Origin of the sequence: Bradyrhizobium sp. 160, from assembly GCF_023073735.1 — a bacterium.
In the GTDB taxonomy this organism is placed as follows: domain Bacteria; phylum Pseudomonadota; class Alphaproteobacteria; order Rhizobiales; family Xanthobacteraceae; genus Bradyrhizobium.
Window position 1 is genome coordinate 66,700 of sequence record NZ_JADPKD010000028.1, and the last position, 16,847, is coordinate 83,546.

Annotated in this window: 16 protein-coding genes; 4 read left to right on the forward strand and 12 right to left on the reverse strand. The window is 64.4% G+C overall.

Annotated elements, in window-relative coordinates; all coding sequences use genetic code 11:
- Positions 1-50: 50 nt before the first annotated feature.
- Positions 51-2,507: a heavy metal translocating P-type ATPase gene (locus IVA98_RS09945; protein WP_247332720.1), complete on the reverse strand. Its 2,457-nt coding sequence runs from the start codon at positions 2,505-2,507 to the stop codon at positions 51-53.
- Positions 2,508-2,557: 50 nt separating this feature from the next.
- Between IVA98_RS09945 and IVA98_RS09950 the strand changes: the two genes are divergently transcribed.
- The gene (locus IVA98_RS09950) at positions 2,558-2,833 is read left to right on the forward strand and encodes a metal-sensitive transcriptional regulator (RefSeq protein ID WP_247295016.1); all 276 of its coding nucleotides are present in this window, start codon (positions 2,558-2,560) and stop codon (positions 2,831-2,833) included.
- A gap of 110 nt (positions 2,834-2,943) precedes the next feature.
- On the opposite strand, the gene IVA98_RS09955 is transcribed toward IVA98_RS09950, so the two are convergent.
- Entirely contained in the window at positions 2,944-3,921 is a 978-nt protein-coding gene (locus IVA98_RS09955; RefSeq protein WP_247295018.1) for a YiiX/YebB-like N1pC/P60 family cysteine hydrolase, read from the reverse strand.
- Positions 3,922-4,114: 193 nt separating this feature from the next.
- Between IVA98_RS09955 and IVA98_RS09960 the strand changes: the two genes are divergently transcribed.
- On the forward strand, positions 4,115-5,503 hold the full coding sequence (locus tag IVA98_RS09960) for a flavin monoamine oxidase family protein (protein WP_247295020.1): 1,389 nt from the start codon (positions 4,115-4,117) through the stop codon (positions 5,501-5,503).
- Between the two features lie 60 nt (positions 5,504-5,563).
- Here IVA98_RS09960 and IVA98_RS09965 read toward each other — a convergent pair whose 3' ends face one another.
- The 7 genes from IVA98_RS09965 to infC form a co-directional block, all read right to left on the reverse strand.
- Positions 5,564-6,334, reverse strand: coding sequence for a sulfite exporter TauE/SafE family protein (locus tag IVA98_RS09965; RefSeq protein WP_247295022.1), 771 nt, complete (start codon positions 6,332-6,334; stop codon positions 5,564-5,566).
- Positions 6,331-8,739 carry a phenylalanine--tRNA ligase subunit beta gene (gene pheT, locus IVA98_RS09970; RefSeq protein WP_247295024.1) on the reverse strand — a complete coding sequence of 803 codons (2,409 nt, stop codon included), beginning with the start codon at positions 8,737-8,739 and terminating at the stop codon, positions 6,331-6,333. The genes IVA98_RS09965 and pheT overlap by 4 nt, the downstream gene beginning before the upstream one ends.
- 82 nt (positions 8,740-8,821) lie before the next feature.
- Complete coding sequence (locus IVA98_RS09975) at positions 8,822-9,205, reverse strand: endonuclease domain-containing protein (protein WP_247295026.1); 384 nt, start codon at positions 9,203-9,205, stop codon at positions 8,822-8,824.
- 86 nt (positions 9,206-9,291) lie between these two features.
- Entirely contained in the window at positions 9,292-10,374 is a 1,083-nt protein-coding gene (gene pheS, locus IVA98_RS09980) for a phenylalanine--tRNA ligase subunit alpha (RefSeq protein WP_247354810.1), read from the reverse strand.
- Positions 10,375-10,585: 211 nt separating this feature from the next.
- Positions 10,586-10,945 (reverse strand): 50S ribosomal protein L20, encoded by a 360-nt coding sequence (gene rplT / locus IVA98_RS09985; protein WP_247295030.1) that lies wholly within the window; start codon positions 10,943-10,945, stop codon positions 10,586-10,588.
- 80 nt (positions 10,946-11,025) lie between these two features.
- Positions 11,026-11,226, reverse strand: coding sequence for a 50S ribosomal protein L35 (rpmI, locus tag IVA98_RS09990; RefSeq protein WP_008539890.1), 201 nt, complete (start codon positions 11,224-11,226; stop codon positions 11,026-11,028).
- A gap of 429 nt (positions 11,227-11,655) precedes the next feature.
- On the reverse strand, positions 11,656-12,195 hold the full coding sequence (infC, locus tag IVA98_RS09995; protein ID WP_247276617.1) for a translation initiation factor IF-3: 540 nt from the start codon (positions 12,193-12,195) through the stop codon (positions 11,656-11,658).
- Between the two features lie 250 nt (positions 12,196-12,445).
- Between infC and IVA98_RS10000 the strand changes: the two genes are divergently transcribed.
- Positions 12,446-13,246: an alpha/beta hydrolase gene (locus IVA98_RS10000; RefSeq protein WP_247295033.1), complete on the forward strand. Its 801-nt coding sequence runs from the start codon at positions 12,446-12,448 to the stop codon at positions 13,244-13,246.
- Positions 13,247-13,439: 193 nt separating this feature from the next.
- Entirely contained in the window at positions 13,440-13,907 is a 468-nt protein-coding gene (locus tag IVA98_RS10005) for a nuclear transport factor 2 family protein (protein ID WP_247295036.1), read from the forward strand.
- A gap of 67 nt (positions 13,908-13,974) precedes the next feature.
- Here IVA98_RS10005 and IVA98_RS10010 read toward each other — a convergent pair whose 3' ends face one another.
- The 3 genes from IVA98_RS10010 to IVA98_RS10020 all read right to left on the reverse strand — a co-directional run bounded on the left by IVA98_RS10010 (position 13,975) and on the right by IVA98_RS10020 (position 16,748).
- Positions 13,975-14,772, reverse strand: a complete 798-nt coding sequence (locus IVA98_RS10010; RefSeq protein WP_247354812.1) for an acyl-CoA thioesterase domain-containing protein — start codon at positions 14,770-14,772, stop codon at positions 13,975-13,977.
- Between the two features lie 141 nt (positions 14,773-14,913).
- Positions 14,914-16,107: a tRNA epoxyqueuosine(34) reductase QueG gene (gene queG, locus IVA98_RS10015; RefSeq protein WP_247354814.1), complete on the reverse strand. Its 1,194-nt coding sequence runs from the start codon at positions 16,105-16,107 to the stop codon at positions 14,914-14,916.
- Positions 16,056-16,748, reverse strand: a complete 693-nt coding sequence (locus IVA98_RS10020) for a glutathione S-transferase family protein (RefSeq protein ID WP_247332722.1) — start codon at positions 16,746-16,748, stop codon at positions 16,056-16,058. The genes queG and IVA98_RS10020 overlap by 52 nt, the downstream gene beginning before the upstream one ends.
- Between the last annotated feature and the right edge of the window lie 99 nt (positions 16,749-16,847).

The following is a 16,847-nucleotide window of genomic DNA, read 5'->3' on the forward strand; positions in this document are numbered from 1 at the left end:
CAGCTTGGCCTGTTCGGGCTATGTATATATTGCCTGGCCGCGCAAGCGATTCACAGCCTGGTCGCACGCAGCCGCAGCGCATTTCCGACCACGCTCACCGAGGACAGCGCCATCGCCGCCGCAGCGATGATCGGCGAGAGCAGCAGGCCGAACGCCGGATAGAGGATGCCGGCTGCGATCGGGATGCCGGCGGCGTTGTAGACGAAGGCGAAGAACAGGTTCTGGCGGATGTTGCTCATCGTCGCCTGCGACAGTCTTCGCGCCCGCACGATGCCGACGAGATCGCCCTTGAGCAGCGTCACCCCGGCGCTCTCCATCGCCACATCGGTGCCAGTGCCCATGGCGATGCCGACCTCGGCGGCCGCCAGCGCCGGCGCGTCATTGACGCCGTCGCCGGCCATCGCGACGCTGCGGCCGGCCTTTTGCAGCCTGGTGACCACCGCGCTCTTCTGTTCCGGCAGCACCTCAGCCTCGACCTCGGCGATGCCGAGCCGGCGCGCCACCGCTTGCGCCGTCGTGCGGTTGTCGCCGGTCAGCATGATGACCTTGATGCCTTCGGCCGCGAGTGCCTTCAGCGCCTCCGGGGTCGACGCCTTGACCGGATCGGCGATCGCGAACAGGCCGGCGAGCCGGCCGTCCACGGCCATGTTGATCACGGTCGCACCGTCGCCGCGCAGCCGCTCGGCTTCGGCGTCGAGCAGCTGGGTGTCGATGCCGATCGACGACAGATATCCGGCATTGCCGAGCACGATGCTTTTGCCCTTGACCTTGCCGGTCGCGCCCTTGCCGGTCGGTGAGTCAAAATGCTCGACTTGACTAAGAGTGAGCTGCTTCTCGTTTGCCGCGCGCACGATCGCGTCGGCCAGGGGATGCTCGCTGGCACGCTCGACGCTGGCGGCGAGGCGAAGGACGTTATCCTCGGCAAAACCGGCAGCCGGCACGATCGCCACCACCTTGGGCTTGCCCTCGGTCAGCGTGCCGGTCTTGTCGACCACCAGCGTGTCGATCTTCTCCATCCGCTCCAGCGCCTCGGCGTTCTTGATCAGCACGCCTCCTTGTGCGCCGCGGCCGACACCGACCATGATCGACATCGGGGTCGCAAGCCCGAGCGCACAGGGGCAGGCGATGATCAGAACGCTGACGGCTGCGACGAGACCGAAGGCGAGACGCGGCTCCGGTCCAAACCAAGCCCAGGCAGCGAAGGCCGCCAGCGCGACAACGATCACGGCCGGCACGAACCAGCCGGCGACCTGGTCGGCCAAGCGCTGGATCGGCGCGCGCGAGCGCTGTGCGTCGGCGACCATCTGCACGATCTGCGACAGCAGCGTCTCTCGCCCCACCTTGTCGGCACGCATGATGAAGCTGCCGGACTGATTCAGCGTGCCGGCGATCACCTTGGCTCCGCTCTCCTTGGTGACCGGCATGGATTCGCCCGTGACGAGTGATTCGTCGAGCGAAGAGCGGCCTTCGAGAAGGATGCCGTCGACCGGCACCTTCTCGCCGGGGCGGACGCGCAGACGGTCGCCAGCATGCAGCGTATCGATCTCGACCTCGTGCTCGCTGCCATCGGGCTCGACGCGGCGTGCGGTCTTCGGCGCGAGCTGGAGCAGCGCCTTGATCGCGCCCGAGGTCGCGTCACGTGCGCGCAGCTCCAGCACCTGGCCGAGCAGCACCAGCACCGTGATCACGGCAGCCGCCTCGAAATAAACGGCGACCGCACCCTCATGGCCACGGAAGGTGTCAGGGAATATCTGCGGCGCGACGGTGCCGAGCACGCTGTAGACATAGGCCACTCCTGTGCCCATCGCGATCAGCGTGAACATGTTGAGGTTGCGCGTCCGCAGCGACTGCCAGCCGCGGACGAAGAATGGCCAGCCGGCCCACAGCACCACCGGCGTGGCGAAGAAGAGCTGGATCCAGTTCGACAATATCGGATCGATCCAACTGTGCGGGCCGGCGAGGTGGCCGCCCATCTCCAGCACCACGGCCGGCAGTGCCAGCGCCCCGCCGATCCAGAACCGCCGTGTCATGTCGGCGAGCTCGGGATTGGGACCGGCCTCCAGACTCGCGACTTCCGGCTCCAACGCCATGCCGCAGATCGGGCAGCTGCCGGGGCCGACTTGGCGGATCTCGGGGTGCATCGGGCAGGTGTAGATCGTGCCCGCGGGCATCTCAGGCTTGGGCGCCCCGTCCTTGGCGAGGTACTTGGCGGGGTCGGTAGCGAACTTTGTGCGGCAGCCGGCCGAGCAGAAATGGAACGTCTCGCCGTGATGTGTGAGGTGGTGCTGCGACGTCGTGGGGTCGACCGTCATGCCGCAGACGGGATCGAGGACCTTCGTCGCGCCACCGCCATGGTCATGCCCATGATGATGATCGGCGTGGCCGGCGTGATCGCCGCGGCCGCCGCAGCAGGAGGATGCCGGCTTTGCGGCCGGCGCGGCTTTGCTGGAACAGCCGCATCCGGCATGTGTTTCCTGCTTATGATGGTGCCTGTGGGGGTCGTTCATGGCGATGCTCCGCCCTTGCAATTGATACCCTACGGGGGTATATAAGCCCCATGCGTATGGACATCAAGGCATCAGTCGGAAAACGTCTCGGCCGGATCGAGGGCCAGGTTCGTGGCCTCGCGAAAATGGTGGAGGAAGATCGCTACTGCATCGACATCGTCACGCAAATCTCGGCGGTGCGCGCCGCGCTGCGCCGGGTCGAGGAGGAGATCCTGAAGGATCACGTCGCCCATTGCGTCGAGCACGCCATCGCCAGTGGCGACAAGGCCGATCAGCGCGAGAAGATCGCGGAGCTGATGGCGGTGATCGGACGGGCGGAACGGTAGGTCCGGCTCTCGTCATTGCAATGACGGTGGGTGGGAGCCGTGGTGTTTCCTTTAGCGTCGTCCTGGCAAAAGCCCATGGACTTTCGCCAGGGGACATAGGGTAGGCCAGTTTACGCCACCCTCTCCCTTGCCCGTCCCCGCCGCCGCGGGCGGTACATCGCCAATCTCTTCAGCAGCGGGAAATGCTCCGACATTCGTTCGGCCATCTCGGCAGGTTGCTTGCTCACTTCTTCAGCCGAAATTTCAGCCGGCGTCGCTTCGTCAGACGCCTCAGGAACGAGCGGCGGCGCACGGAGCGTTTCTGGAAACACACTGAATGTGCCCGCCACCTCCTCGAGCGGCTTTTGCTTGTCGGCCCAGTGCAAGGCTGTGTAGTCGAAGCCGTGCACGATGGTGGGTTTGACGACTTCGAAATAGGGCGAGATGTCGAAGTCGCGGGGCATGTAGAGCGAGGAATCGCGGATGTGCAGAATTTCGCGGCGAGCGGCGCGGCTGCCGGCCTTGGTGATCTTCGGCAGGATCGGGTAGCGCACGGCGTCGAATGCCTGCGCGATCAAGGCCGAGCAGATGATCTTGGTGGGATCGCCCGATCCCAGCGCGATCATGCGCCGCCGCCAGCGCTGCGGTATCGGCAACGGGAACAGGAAGCGCATGAGGTCGACGATGTTCTTGGTATCGTAGCCGAAGCCGATGCGGTTGATCGCATAGCGGCAGACGGTGGTACGGTCCTCATAGGACAGCCCGACCGGGCGGCAGACGCGGGTGTGATAGGGAAAATATTTCGACAAAGGCGCAGAGGTGACGCCCTCGCCGATATTGGCCTCGATCAGCACATGCGGCTCGCCGTCAGCCTCTTCCGCGCCCTCGATCGGACCGACATAGAGCGCAGCATGCGACCAGGTCGATTGCGTCAGATATTTGATGATACCAGAGATGCGGTTGTTGCCTTCGACCAGCAGCACGTCGCCAGGCTCGATGACGCCGCGCAGGTGCTCCGGGTCGCTCGGCGTGAACGGCTCGTAGCCCGGCACCTCCTTCGAGAGGTACGCGGCAATCAGCTTGCCGACCGAGTCCAGGACCGTCCCCATCTCAAACTCCCCCCAGGGCCTTTTCCGGCCGTCTTTTTCCCTTCTCTATCATGGTCCAAACGTGTTGCAATTCGGTTCATCACTCTGTGAGATCAAGCACGATTGATTCACCATGATGGTTGCTGCGCAACATCAGATACGGCAAGGTTCGCGGGCTGTTCCCATACGTCGCAAGTCCCCGGAAACCATGACAATGACTATCACGCGCCGCGGCTTCCTTTCGGCGTCGGCGGGCCTTGCCGCGATGCCTGTGCTGCGCGCGACCGCCGCGACCCCGCAGCGGGAGGCCGATGTCGTCGTGATCGGCGCGGGGGCTGCGGGGATTGCCGCAGCGCGGCGCATCATGGCCGCCAACCGCAGGGTTGTGGTGGTGGAAGCGGCGGCCCAGATCGGCGGCCGTTGCATCACGGATAGCACGATTTTCGGCACGCCGTTCGACCGCGGCGCGCGCTGGATGCACAATCCCGACACCAATCCGATGATCCGGCTGGCGCGCAGCGCCGGGCTCGACGTGCTGCCGGCGCCATCGGGCCAGAAAATGCGCATCGGCCGCCGCAATGCGCGCGCCGGCGAGACCGAGGAGTTCCTGGCCGCGCTGGTCCGCACCAAGCGTGCCATCGACGACGCCGCGCGCGGCAAGCTGGACACCTCTTGCGCCTCCGTGCTGCCGAAGGATCTCGGCGACTGGGCCGGCGCGACCGAGTTCATGCTGGGCGCGGGCTTCGCGGGCAAGGATCTGAAGGAGCTTTCGGCGATCGACAAGGCCCGCGCGCAGGACCGCAATGGCGCGATCGCCTGCCGCCAGGGTCTGGGGACGCTGATCGCAAAACTCGGCGAGCAGGCGCCGGTGGTGCTGTCGACGCCGGTGAGCCGGATAGTCTGGAGCAATCGGGATGTCGGAGTGGAGACCCCAAGCGGCAAGATCGCGGCCCGCGCCGCCATCATCACCGTCTCGACCAACGTGCTGACGTCTGGCGCGATCAAGTTCGCGCCTGACATTCCGAAACGCACGCTGGACGCGGCATCGAAGCTCACCCTCGGCAGCTACGATCGCATCGTGCTGCAACTGCCGGGCAACCCGCTCGGACTGTCGCGCGACGACACCCTGATCGAACAGAGCAATTCGACGCGGACGGCGCTGATGTTCGCCAATATCGGCGGCTCCGCGCTGTGCTCGATCGACGTCGGCGGCTCGTTCGGCCGCGATCTCTCCGGACAGGGCGAGCAGGCGATGACGGCTTTCGCGAAGGAGTGGATCACCAAACTGTTCGGCAGCGAAGCTGCGGCCGCCGTGCAGAAGACCACCGCGACGCGCTGGAATGCCTCGCCTTATGTCATGGGCGCGATGTCGGCGGCTGCGCCCGGCGGTCACCTCTCGCGGAAGGTTTTGACGGAGCCGATCGGCAACATGTTCCTTGCCGGCGAAGCCACGCATGAGACGCTGTGGGGCACCGTCGACGGAGCCTGGGAAAGCGGCGAACGCGCCGCGGACGCCGCGCTGCGCAAGATCGGCGCGCTGAGAGACGAGCCGGCGGATGTCCCGACGCAGTCGACCAAGAAGCGACGCGTGCCGCGGCAGTGAGGCAATCAACCCCCAACACTCCGCTGTCGTCCCTGCGAACGCAGGGACCACAGCATCGGTTTACCGCAATACCCCATCCAGCACCGGCAGCCCGGCAATCACCGCCAGCGCGATCAGCGCGTAGCAGATGCCGCGAAACACCTTCTCACTCGCGCGGCCGAACAGTGATGCACCGAACGCGACGCCGATCGCATAGACCGGGCCGACGATGAGCGAAAGCGCGAGCGACTCGCGCGAGATCAGGCCCGTGCTCGCGTAACTCACCATCGAGAAGAAATCCGATGCGCCGAAGAACAGCACGATGTTGGCGCGCGCGACGATCGGCGCAATCGGACGGCCGAGCCAATACCCGACGATCGGTGGACCGCCGGTCTGCGCCAGCCCGCTACAGAAGCCGGAAAGGCCGCCGATGCCGACCGAGAGCCAGGTGTGGTCCTTGCCGCGATAGCGCCAGCCCGACAGCAGCAGGAGCAGCAGCGCGGCGACGAAGCAGGAGATGATCCAGCGCGTGGTGACGGGCTCGAGCACGCTGAGAAAATAGGTCCCAAGGGGCACGCCGATCAACGCGCCCAGCACGATCACGGCCGTGGCCTTGCGGTCCGCCTTGCGCCAGGCGTCGGGCAGGAGCGGCGCGGCCGCGACGAAATCGATCACGAGCAGCAAGGCAGCCACGAGCCGCGGCGCAGCGATGCTGCTCGCCAGCGGCATGAAGATCAGCGCCGAACCGAAGCCGGAGAAGCCGCGGGCGGTGCCCGAAACGAACGCGACGGCGCAAAGCGCCATCGCAATGGTGAGGCTGACGTCCTTCGGCAGAAAGTCCGTCAGGCTCATCCGCGAAGAGTGCCGTCGGTCTTCTTCGCGACCTCGGCCACGACCTTCGCGGCCACAGCCTCGATCTCCTGGTCAGTCAGCGTCTTCTCGCGCGGCTGGATCGTGACCGCGATCGCGATCGACTTCTTGCCGTCATCGATGCCCTTGCCCTCGTAGACGTCGAAGACGTTGACCCCGGTGATCAGCTTCTTGTCGACGCCTTGCGCCGCGCGCACGATATCGCCGGCCTTGACTGTGCGATCGACGATAAAGGCGAAGTCGCGCGTAACAGGCTGGAACGCCGACAGCTCGATCGCAGGCTTGGCGCGGGTCGGCTTCTTCTTCGACTCCGGAATGCGGTCGAGGATCACCTCGAACACGATCAGCGGGCCATCGGCGCCGAGCGCCTCGAGCGCGCGCGGGTGCATCTCGCCGAAATAGCCGAGCACGTTCTGCGGACCGATCTGGATCGTGCCCGAACGCCCCGGATGCAGCCAGCCGGGGCCACCGGCGACGATCTGAAGCGCCTGCATCGGCGCGCCGGCAGCGGCGAGCACCGCCAGCGCATCGGCTTTGGCGTCGAACACATCAGCCTGCGCCGAGCCGGACCAGTGCCGGCCGAGACCTTCCGAGGACGCAAACCCGCGGCGTACGCCGCTCGCCGCCATGAACTGATCTTGCGGGCGGTCTCCCCTGAACAGCTGCCCGACCTCGAACAGCGCGACATCGCCAAAGCCGCGATCGGCATTGGCCTGCGCCGCCGCGATCAGCCCCGCGAGCAGCGTCGGGCGCATGTCGGAAAGGTCGGATGCGATCGGGTTCGCCACCTCGAGCTCGCGCTGCCCGCCGCCGAACAATTTTGCCGCAGGTTTTGCGATGAACGACCACGTCACGGCCTCGACCATGCCGCGGCTCGCCAGCGCGCGCCGCGCGCGCCGGGTGCGCAGCTGAAGCGGGGTCAGCACAGGTTTGCGTGCGTCTTCGCCGCGCTCGAACGCTGTCATCGGCACCTTGTCGACGCCGAAGATGCGCACGATCTCTTCGACGATGTCGGCCTTGCCGTGCACGTCGGTGCGCCAGGAGGGGACTGCGACCTTCACTACCGGGCCCGGGCCCGCCATCATGAAGCCGAGATGGGTCAGGATGCGCTTCATCTCCGGCTGCGGCACCTCGATGCCGGACAGACGCTTGACTTCGCTGACCGGGAAATCGATCACGCGGTCATCGCCGAAGGCCTTGCCGACCACGGCGGTCTCGGACGGCGTGCCGCCGCACAAGTCCATCACCAGCTTGGTCGCGAGCTCGAGCCCCGGCACCATGAAGGCCGGATCGACGCCACGCTCGAAGCGGTAGCGCGCATCCGAATTCACACCGAGCTTGCGGCCGGTCTGGGCGATGTTGATCTCGTTCCAGAGCGCCGATTCGATCAGAACGTCGGTGGTGTTCTCGTCGCAGCCCGAGGCCTCGCCGCCCATGATGCCGGCGAGCGATTCGACGCCGTGCTCATCCGCGATCACGCAGATATTGGGATCGAGATTGTAGGTGCGGCCGTCGAGCGCCAGCAGGCTCTCGCCCTCGCGGGCGCGCCGTACGACGAGATTGCCGCTCACTTTCTTGGCGTCGAACACATGTAGCGGCCGCGCGCGATCGAACGTCATGAAATTGGTGATATCGACCAGCGCGTTGATCGGGCGCAGCCCGATCGCGGTCAGCCGCGCCTGGAGCCATTCCGGCGAGGGGCCGTTCTTGACGCCGCGCACGAGGCGCAGCGCGAAGCCCGGGCACAGCGTGGCGTCTTCGACCGTCACTTTCACCGGGCAGGGGAATTCGCCCTTGATCGGCTTGATCGTGGGGTCCTTGAACTTGCCCATGTCGGCAGCGGCAAGATCGCGCGCGATTCCGTGCACGCCTGTGCAGTCCTGCCGGTTCGGGGTCAGGTTGATCTCGATCACGGGATCGCCAAGCGCGGCCCATTCGGCGTAAGCGGCGCCGATCGGCGCGTCCGCAGGCAATTCCATGATGCCGTCATGGTCGTTGGATATCTGCAGCTCGGCCGCCGAGCACAGCATGCCGCGGCTCTCGACGCCGCGGATGGTGCCGACCCCGAGCGTGATGTCCTTGCCGGGAATGTAGGTGCCGGGCGGCGAGAACACGCTGACGAGCCCGGCCCGCGCATTCGGCGCGCCGCACACGACCTGCACCGGCGCGCCACCGTCACCGGTGTCGACCATGCAGACCCGCAGGCGATCCGCATTCGGATGCTGCTCGGCCGAGATCACCTTCGCAATGGTGAAGGGCTTCAGCGCCTTTGCCTTGTCCTCGATGTTCTCGACCTCGAGCCCGATCATGGTGAGCTTGTCGGCGAGCTTTTCCAGGGGCTCGTCGGTGTCGAGATGATCCTTCAGCCAGGAGAGGGTGAATTTCATGGCTGTGTGCCTCGGCTCTTGTCGGTGTTTACGAATTGATCTTGGTCGGTGCCAGTGTTCCCTCCCCCCTTGTGGGGGAGGGTCAGGGAGGGGGTAAGCCGCGCGCTCTGACGGAAGCTGCCTGGCGGATTGCCTCGACAACTCCCTCAAGGTTTGACATCACCTGCTCATTCGTGAAACGCAGAACCTGAAATCCTTCCGCGGCGAAGAACGCGTCGCGGCGCTGATCTGCCTTCTGCCGTTCCTCGAAATTGTGAGATTCTCCATCGAGCTCGATAATTAGCTTCGATGAGAAGCACACGAAATCGGCGATGTAACGCCCGATCGGTGTCTGACGTCGGATGCCCACGCCATCCATGCGATTAGCTTTCAAATATCGCCATAGCAGTGTCTCAGCGTGCGTCATCGTGCGGCGAAGTTGCTTCGCTCGGCTGCGCTGACGGTCGCTCACCACTGTGTGCGGCATCTGCGGCTACCCCCCTCCCTGACCCTCCCCCACAAGGGGGGAGGGAACGGAAAGGGTCTTTGTGGAATTGCTCCCAGCGCTGATCATCACGAACTCAATCCCCCCGCCAACGTCGGTACCTCCAGCGGCTTGAAGCCGTAATGGGACAGCCAGCGGACGTCGCTGTCGAACAGCTGGCGCAGATCGGCGATGCCGTATTTCAGCATGGCGATGCGGTCGATGCCCATGCCCCAGGCAAAGCCCTGGTACTCGTCGGGATCGATGCCGCAGGCGCGCAGCACGTTCGGATGCACCATGCCGCAGCCGAGAATCTCCAGCCAGTCCTCGCCCTCGCCGAAGCGGATCTCGCCCTTGTCGCGACGGCACTGGATGTCGACTTCCAGCGATGGCTCGGTGAACGGGAAGAACGAGGGACGGAAGCGCATGTTGATGTGGTCGACCTCGAAGAACGCCTTGCAGAACTCGTGCAGGATCCATTTGAGGTGGCCGAGATGCGAGTGCTTGTCGATGACGAGGCCTTCGACCTGGTGGAATTGCGGCGTGTGGGTCGCGTCCGAATCGATGCGGTAAGTGCGACCCGGGCAGATCACGCGAATGGGCGGCTTCTGGCCCAGCATGGTGCGCACCTGCACCGGCGAGGTGTGGGTCCGCAGCAGCATGCGCGAGCCGTCTTCCTTCGGATGAAAGAAGAAGGTGTCGTGCATTTCGCGCGCGGGATGGCCTTCCGGAAAATTCAGCTTGGTGAAGTTGTAATCGTCGGTCTCGATATCAGGGCCTTCGGCGACCGAGAATCCCATATCGGCGAAGATCGTGGTCAGCTCGTCCCAGACCTGGCTCAGCGGGTGGATTCGGCCGGCTTCCGCCGGTGCCTCGCGCAGCGGCAGGGTGACGTCGACGGTCTCGGATGCGAGCCGCGCATCGAGCGCCGCCGACTTCAGCACGTCGCGCCGCGCCGCAAGCGCCCGGCTGACTTCGTCCTTGGCCTGGTTGATCGCCGCGCCTTGCGTCTTGCGCTCGTCCGGCGACATCTTGCCGAGCGTGGCGAGCAGCGCCGAGATCGAACCCTTTTTGCCGAGGGCTGCAACACGCACGGCTTCGAGCGCAGCCTCATCGGCAGCCGCGGCGATGTCGGCGATGATCTGGTTCTGGAGCTGGACAAGATCGGTCATGGCAATCCCTTTTGGCCAGGATGCTGAGCCGATGATCCTAGCCCGTCACACCCGGCGCGCTGCCGGGCATCCACGTCTGAGAAGTATGCGCAAGAGATGACGGCCGGGGCAGTAAGGCGGCAAGACGCGCCTCTGCCCGGGCCATCACAAGCTGAACGCTGTGCAGAGCACAGTGGAGGACCGCTACGCCGCCAGCGCGGCGTTGGCCCTGTTACGCCGCAAGGGCAGCCTTAGCCTTCTCGGCGATCGCCTGGAACGAGGCGGGCTCGTTGATCGCGAGATCCGACAGCACCTTGCGGTCCACGGTGATGCCAGATTTGGCGAGGCCGTCGATAAATCGGCTGTAGGTCAGGCCGAACGGACGGACTGCGGCGTTGAGGCGCTGGATCCAGAGCGCGCGGAATGTCCGCTTTTTGCGCTTGCGGTCACGGAAGGCATATTGCATGGCCTTCTCGACCGCCGGCTTGGCGGCGCGGATGGTGTTCTTGCGGCGGCCATAGAAGCCCTTGGCGGCCTTGTAGACTTTCTTGTGCTTGGCGTGGGCGGTCACACCGCGTTTGACGCGAGACATGACAAAAATCCTTCAGAGATGACTTCGGTTTCGGATCGCCGCGCGAACGCGGCGCGAGGTGGCAGTGATCGTGGACGCGGTCAAGCGTTCGGCAAGAAGTACTTCTTGACGTTGTCGCCGTCGGTCTTGAACAGCACGCGGGTGCCGCGGAGCTGACGGATCTGCTTCTTCGTCCGCTTGATCATGCCGTGACGCTTGCCGCGCTGGGCGTGCATCACTTTGCCGGTGGCAGTCACCTTGAAGCGCTTTTTAGCGCCCGATTTGGTCTTCAGCTTGGGCATTTGGCTCTCCTATGGCCGCAACAGAAATCCGCCCGTGAAGGCGGCTGGCCGTCTAAAATGCTCGTTAGAGCGTTGATTGTGCTCAGGTTTTGCGAACGAGCGCGAAACCCGCACGAAACACCGCCACGGCAGCCCTTAATCAGCCGGGCGATGAAGGCTGGGCTTATGACAGAGCGGGAGCCAAATGGCAACGATGAACCGCCGGAACTCTAGCCGCCGACTATTTGGGGTTGCTACCCCAATGTCCACGCCTCATGTCCGGAGCAGGACCCAATGGCCCATTCCCGCGATCGATTTCCTCTTTCTCGAGCTTTGCGCGCCCGCGCCGCCTGGCGCTGCTCGCAACTGGCAGGCGAGGAGAAGCTGACAAACAAAACGGCCCGCCGGAGATCCGGACGGGCCGTTGAAGTCTCAGTCCCAAAGAGCCGGTCAGCGCGGCGCCAGAACCATCACGACCTGGCGACCCTCGAACCTTGCGTCCTGCTCGACCTTGGCGAGCTCGGCGACGTCGGTTTTGATCTTGTCCAGAAGCTTGGTGCCGATCTCCTGGTGCGCCATTTCGCGACCACGATAGCGCAGCGTGATCTTGACCTTGTCGCCCTCTTCGAAGAACCGCTGCATCGCGCGCATCTTCACGTCGTAATCGTGATCGTCGATCATCGGACGGAGCTTGATCTCCTTGATCTCGACGGTCTTCTGCCGCTTGCGGGCTTCGGCGGCTTTCTTCTGAGCGGAATACTTGTACTTCCCGTAGTCCATGATCTTGCAGACGGGAGGGCTGGTATTCGGCGAAATCTCGACCAGATCCATGCCGGCTTCCTGAGCCATCTTGATGGCCAGGACCGTCTCGACCGTGCCTTTGTTGTCACCGGTTTGATCGATCAGCTGGATCTGCGCATTGCGGATATCATCATTGATGCGCGGCCCGTCTTTGCTGGCAGCGGGCGGAGCTTTATTAGGACGGCGAATGGGTGGTTCTCCAAAGTTGTGAAGGAAGCGGCTATCTTGAAGGAAGATGCGTTTGCCGGCAAGCAAGTCGCTCGTGCGAGAGGCGAAAAACCCTCAAATGCGAGGCATTTTGGCCACGCCCGTTGGCACGCAGACGACATAGACACCTTGGTTCTGTTCCGCAAGCGTCCCAAACGGCCAATGCCGAGGTCGGATTGTGCTGGCGGACGTGTCCAAACAGCTCAAACCGCACAGCCAGAGTAAACGTTCCATGACCGATGCAATTTCCGATATCGTGCTCGACTTCATCACTGTGGGCGACGGACCGTTGGCGCGCAGGATTGCGGTGCGCCGCCGCGCCGGAAAAGGCCCCGGGCTGGTCTGGCTCGGCGGATTCAAATCGGACATGCAGGGCAGCAAGGCCGTGGCGCTAGATGCCTGGGCCGGGGAGCACGGCCGCGCAATGGTCCGGTTCGACTATTCCGGTCACGGCGAATCCGGCGGCGATTTCGCCGATGGAACCATCGGACGCTGGCTGGAGGAGAGCCTAGCAGTGTTCGAGCGCTTCTGCGCCGGCCCGCAAATCCTGATCGGCTCGTCCATGGGCGGCTGGATGGCACTGCTGCTCGCGCGCGAGATCAAGAAGCGCCAAGAGACGCAACAGGCCGTGGCCTCGCTGTCCGGTCTCGTCCTGATCGCGCCGGCGCCCGACTTCACCGAGGAGCTGATGTGGAAGAACTTCTCGCCGGCGGTGAAGAAAGAGATCGAGACCAAGGGCCTCTGGCTGCGGCCGTCGGACTATGGCGACGGCTCGCCCTATCCGATTACGCGAAATCTGATCGAGGAGGGGCGCAATCACCTGGTGCTCGGCAGCGCCATCGATCTCGGCTGCTCGATCCGCATCCTGCAGGGCGCGAAAGATCCCGACGTGCCATGGCAGCACGCCTTCGCGCTGACACATCGCCTGCCGGCTGACGACGTCGTGCTGACCATGATCCAGGACGGCGATCACCGCCTCTCCCGCCCGCAGGACATCGCGCGCATTCTTGCGGCGGTCGCGGAGATCGGGTGAAGATGTTCTTTCTTCCTTCTCCCCTTGTGGGAGAAGGTGGCGCGAAGCGCCGGATGAGGGGTTGTTGCCGCGAGTCCGAATGCGAATTGGACTCGCGGAAGCAACCCCTCACCCGTATCAATCGCGCAAAGCGCGATTGATACACCCTCTCCCACAGGGGGCGAGGGGAAGAAAAACATCGGGAGCAACGCCAATGTCCATCACCGCCATGCTGCGCGCCTTCTGCGACGCTGTTGAACAGCGCAACGGCAAGGCGTTCGTCGAACTGTTCACCGAGGACGGCATCTACCACGACGTCTTCTACGGTGTCTTCACCGGTCGCGAGAAGATCGCCGAGCTGATCGACGACTGGTTCTATCGCACGGCGGCCGATTTCCGCTGGGACATGCACGATCCCGTCACCGACGGCACCACGCTCTATGCGCGCTACACCTTCAGCTATCGTTCGACCCTGCCGGAAGCGAATGGCGCGCGGGCGATGTTCGAGGGCGTGGCGATAATGACGCTGCGTGAGGGCAAGATTGCCAGCTATCACGAAGTTGCCAACACTGCGCCGGCGTTCGTCGACCTGAAGTTTGCGCCGGAGCGGATTGCAAAGATCGTGGCCAAGCAGGGCGCCGAGCTGAAGGCGCGCCCGGAAATGCAGCGGCATTTGGCGTAACTGTCTCCATTCGTCATTCCGGGGCGCGCCCCTTGGCGCGAACCCGGAACGACGAGTAGAGAGAGCGCTACCGCTTCGACGGATTCGCCATCGGCTTGCGCTGCGCCAGTGCGGCGACCGTGGCGGTGCCGATCGGTCCCTGTTCGTCATAGAGCCAGCATTCGCCGATCGCGACGCCATCGGTAGCGTGATGGTTCACCACCTCGAATCCGATCCAGTTTGTGATCGGCAGGCGATGCAGATAGATCGTGACGTCGCTGTTGATGTAGCCGAGCCCCCTGTCGCCGGCATTGGCAAACGGGCTGGCGAAATCGGCACCAACAGCGACATGGACGAACGGCGTCATCGCCACGCCCGCGACGAGCTCGCGCACCTCGCTCATCCAGAGCCGGCGCGGGCCGAGCGAGCCCATATGGCCGACGATCGGGCGCGTCGTCCATTTGCCGTTCATGCCGAGCCTGGGATCGGTGGGCTTGGGAATGTCGGACGGTTTCGGCACGTCCCAGTTCGGCGGTGACCAGACATTGCCTTCGGGATTTTGTGTCTTGCGCAGCAGCTGGCAAGACGCCCGCGCCATGCTGACGCCGCCAGAAACAAACTCCGCCTCGACCACGCGGATGCGCAGGCCGTCGCGCACCAGGCGCGTCGTCACTTGAATGGGCTTGTCGATGGTCGGTAGCCGAAACATATCGACGGTGAGCCGCGCCGGCACGAATTCGGGGCCGGAATGACGCTCCTCGATGACGAAGCCGAGCAGGCCGATGATGACCCGTCCGTGCAGCGATTTCGGATCCCAGGGACCGTTGGAGACTTCCGTCGGATGGAATGTGTCGCCGTCGCGGGTAAAGAAAGGCATGCTTGTCATGGCGCGCGAGATTGAAGAAACGCGCGGGGAAATCAAGATCCCGATCCTCATGGTGAGGAGGCGCGAAGCGCCGTCTCGAACCATGCAGGCCCCGCTGCGGCAGCTCGGCCTTGATCCTTCGAGATGCCGCTGCGCGGCTCCTCAGGATGAGGAGCTAACCGTGCTTTCTGCGCGCCACTCCTCACGAACACTCTCGTCGGGCTCGCGATCGAGAACCTGCAGCCTCATCTCGGCAAACGCCTCCCGCTCCACCAACTGCCCCAGCGCCCACACCGCCGCCCCACGCACCAGCGGGCTCGGATCGTCGAGCAATCGCCGCGCCTCCGCAGACAGCGCCGGCTTCCCGGAATTGCCAATCGCAATCAGCACATTCCGCAAGAACCGGTCGCGCCCGATGCGCTTGACCGGCGACTTCGTGAACAGCGTGCGGAATGAAGCATCGTCGAGCCGTGCGAGTTCGGCGAGCGACGGCGCGCGCAGCTCGTCACGCGCCGCGAGCTTGGCCTCGCGACCCTCCTGCGCGAACTTGTTCCAGGGGCAGGCGGCAAGACAATCATCGCAGCCATAGATTCGATTGGCCATGGCTTTGCGAAATTCGCGCGGGATCGGACCCTTGTTCTCGATGGTGAGGTACGAGATGCAGCGCCGCGCATCGAGCTTGTAGGGTGCAGGGAACGACGCGGTCGGACAGATGTCGAGACAGGCCCGGCACGAGCCGCAATGGTCGATCTCTGCGTCGTCGCGCGGCAGCTCGAGCGTGGTGTAGATCGCGCCGAGGAACAGCCAGGAGCCGAACTCGCGCGAGACGAGATTGGTGTGCTTGCCCTGCCAGCCCAGATGCGCGGCTTGCGCCAAGGGCTTCTCCATCACGGCCGCGGTGTCGACGAACACCTTTACGTCCGACGGCGCGGTCGCAACCAGCCAGCGCGCCAGCGCCTTCAGCCGCTTCTTGATCAGATCGTGATAATCGTCGCCTTGCGCATAGACCGAGATCGCCGCATGCGTGCGCTGCTTGAGGATCGCAAGCGGATCCTGGTCGGGGCCGTAATTGACGCCGAGCATGATCACCGAGCGCACATCCTGCCACAGCCCGCGCGGATCGACGCGGCGCTCAGGGCTCGCGGCCAGCCAATCCATGTCGCCATGGCCGCCGGAGGCGATGAATTCAAGGAAGTATTTTCCGGCGCTCTCGATCGTGCCGGGTGCAGTGATGCCGATGCAGTCGAAGCCGAGCGCGCGTGCTTTGTGCGCCAGCTGTGTCTTCAGTGCAGTCGGATCGGAATTCAGAAATCCAGGTCCACGTAAGTCCGCGACGCCGGCACCCCGGCCAGCCATTCGCTGAGGAGCGGACGGAACGACGGGCGGGATTTCACCCGCGCGTACCACGCCTTTGCTGCGTCGTCCTCGCTCCATGGCACGTCGCCCAGATAGTCGATCGCCGAGAGATGCGCCGCGGCGGCGAGATCCGCGTAGGTGAGCCGGTCGCCCGCGAGGAAGTTACGCGTCTGCGCCAGCCAGCCGATATAGGCCAGATGATAGCGCACGTTTGCCTTGGCCGCGCGCATCACGTCGGCCGAAGGCGGGCCGCCGCCGTCCTCCTCGCTCATGAACCGCTTGTAGATGCGCTCGGTGACGAGAGGGTGCGAGACCTCCTCGAAGAATTTTTCGTTGAACCAGGCCATCAGCCGGCGCACCTCGACACGCTCGGTGATGCTTTCCGGCATCAGGCGCTTGGCGCCCATCGCGGCGCCATAGGCCTCGTCGACATATTCGGCGATGATCGCCGCGCCCGGTATGGGCGGCTGCTCGTCGTCCACCAGAACCGGTGTCGTGCCGGCCGCATTGAGCAGCAGAAACGCCTCGCGCCGCTCCCAGCTGCGCTCTTCGACCAGCTTCAGGTCGAGCCCGTATTCGCCCACGATCAAGCGAATGAAGCGCGAGTGCGGACAGAACGGATGATGAAACAGCGTAAACATGAAGCCTTTGACTATTTGATGGTGCTTAAGAATCCATCAATATTTGTGCGGCGCCACACTAGTCCTTCAAAACCGCGAAGCAAGGGCGTGACGTCGCAT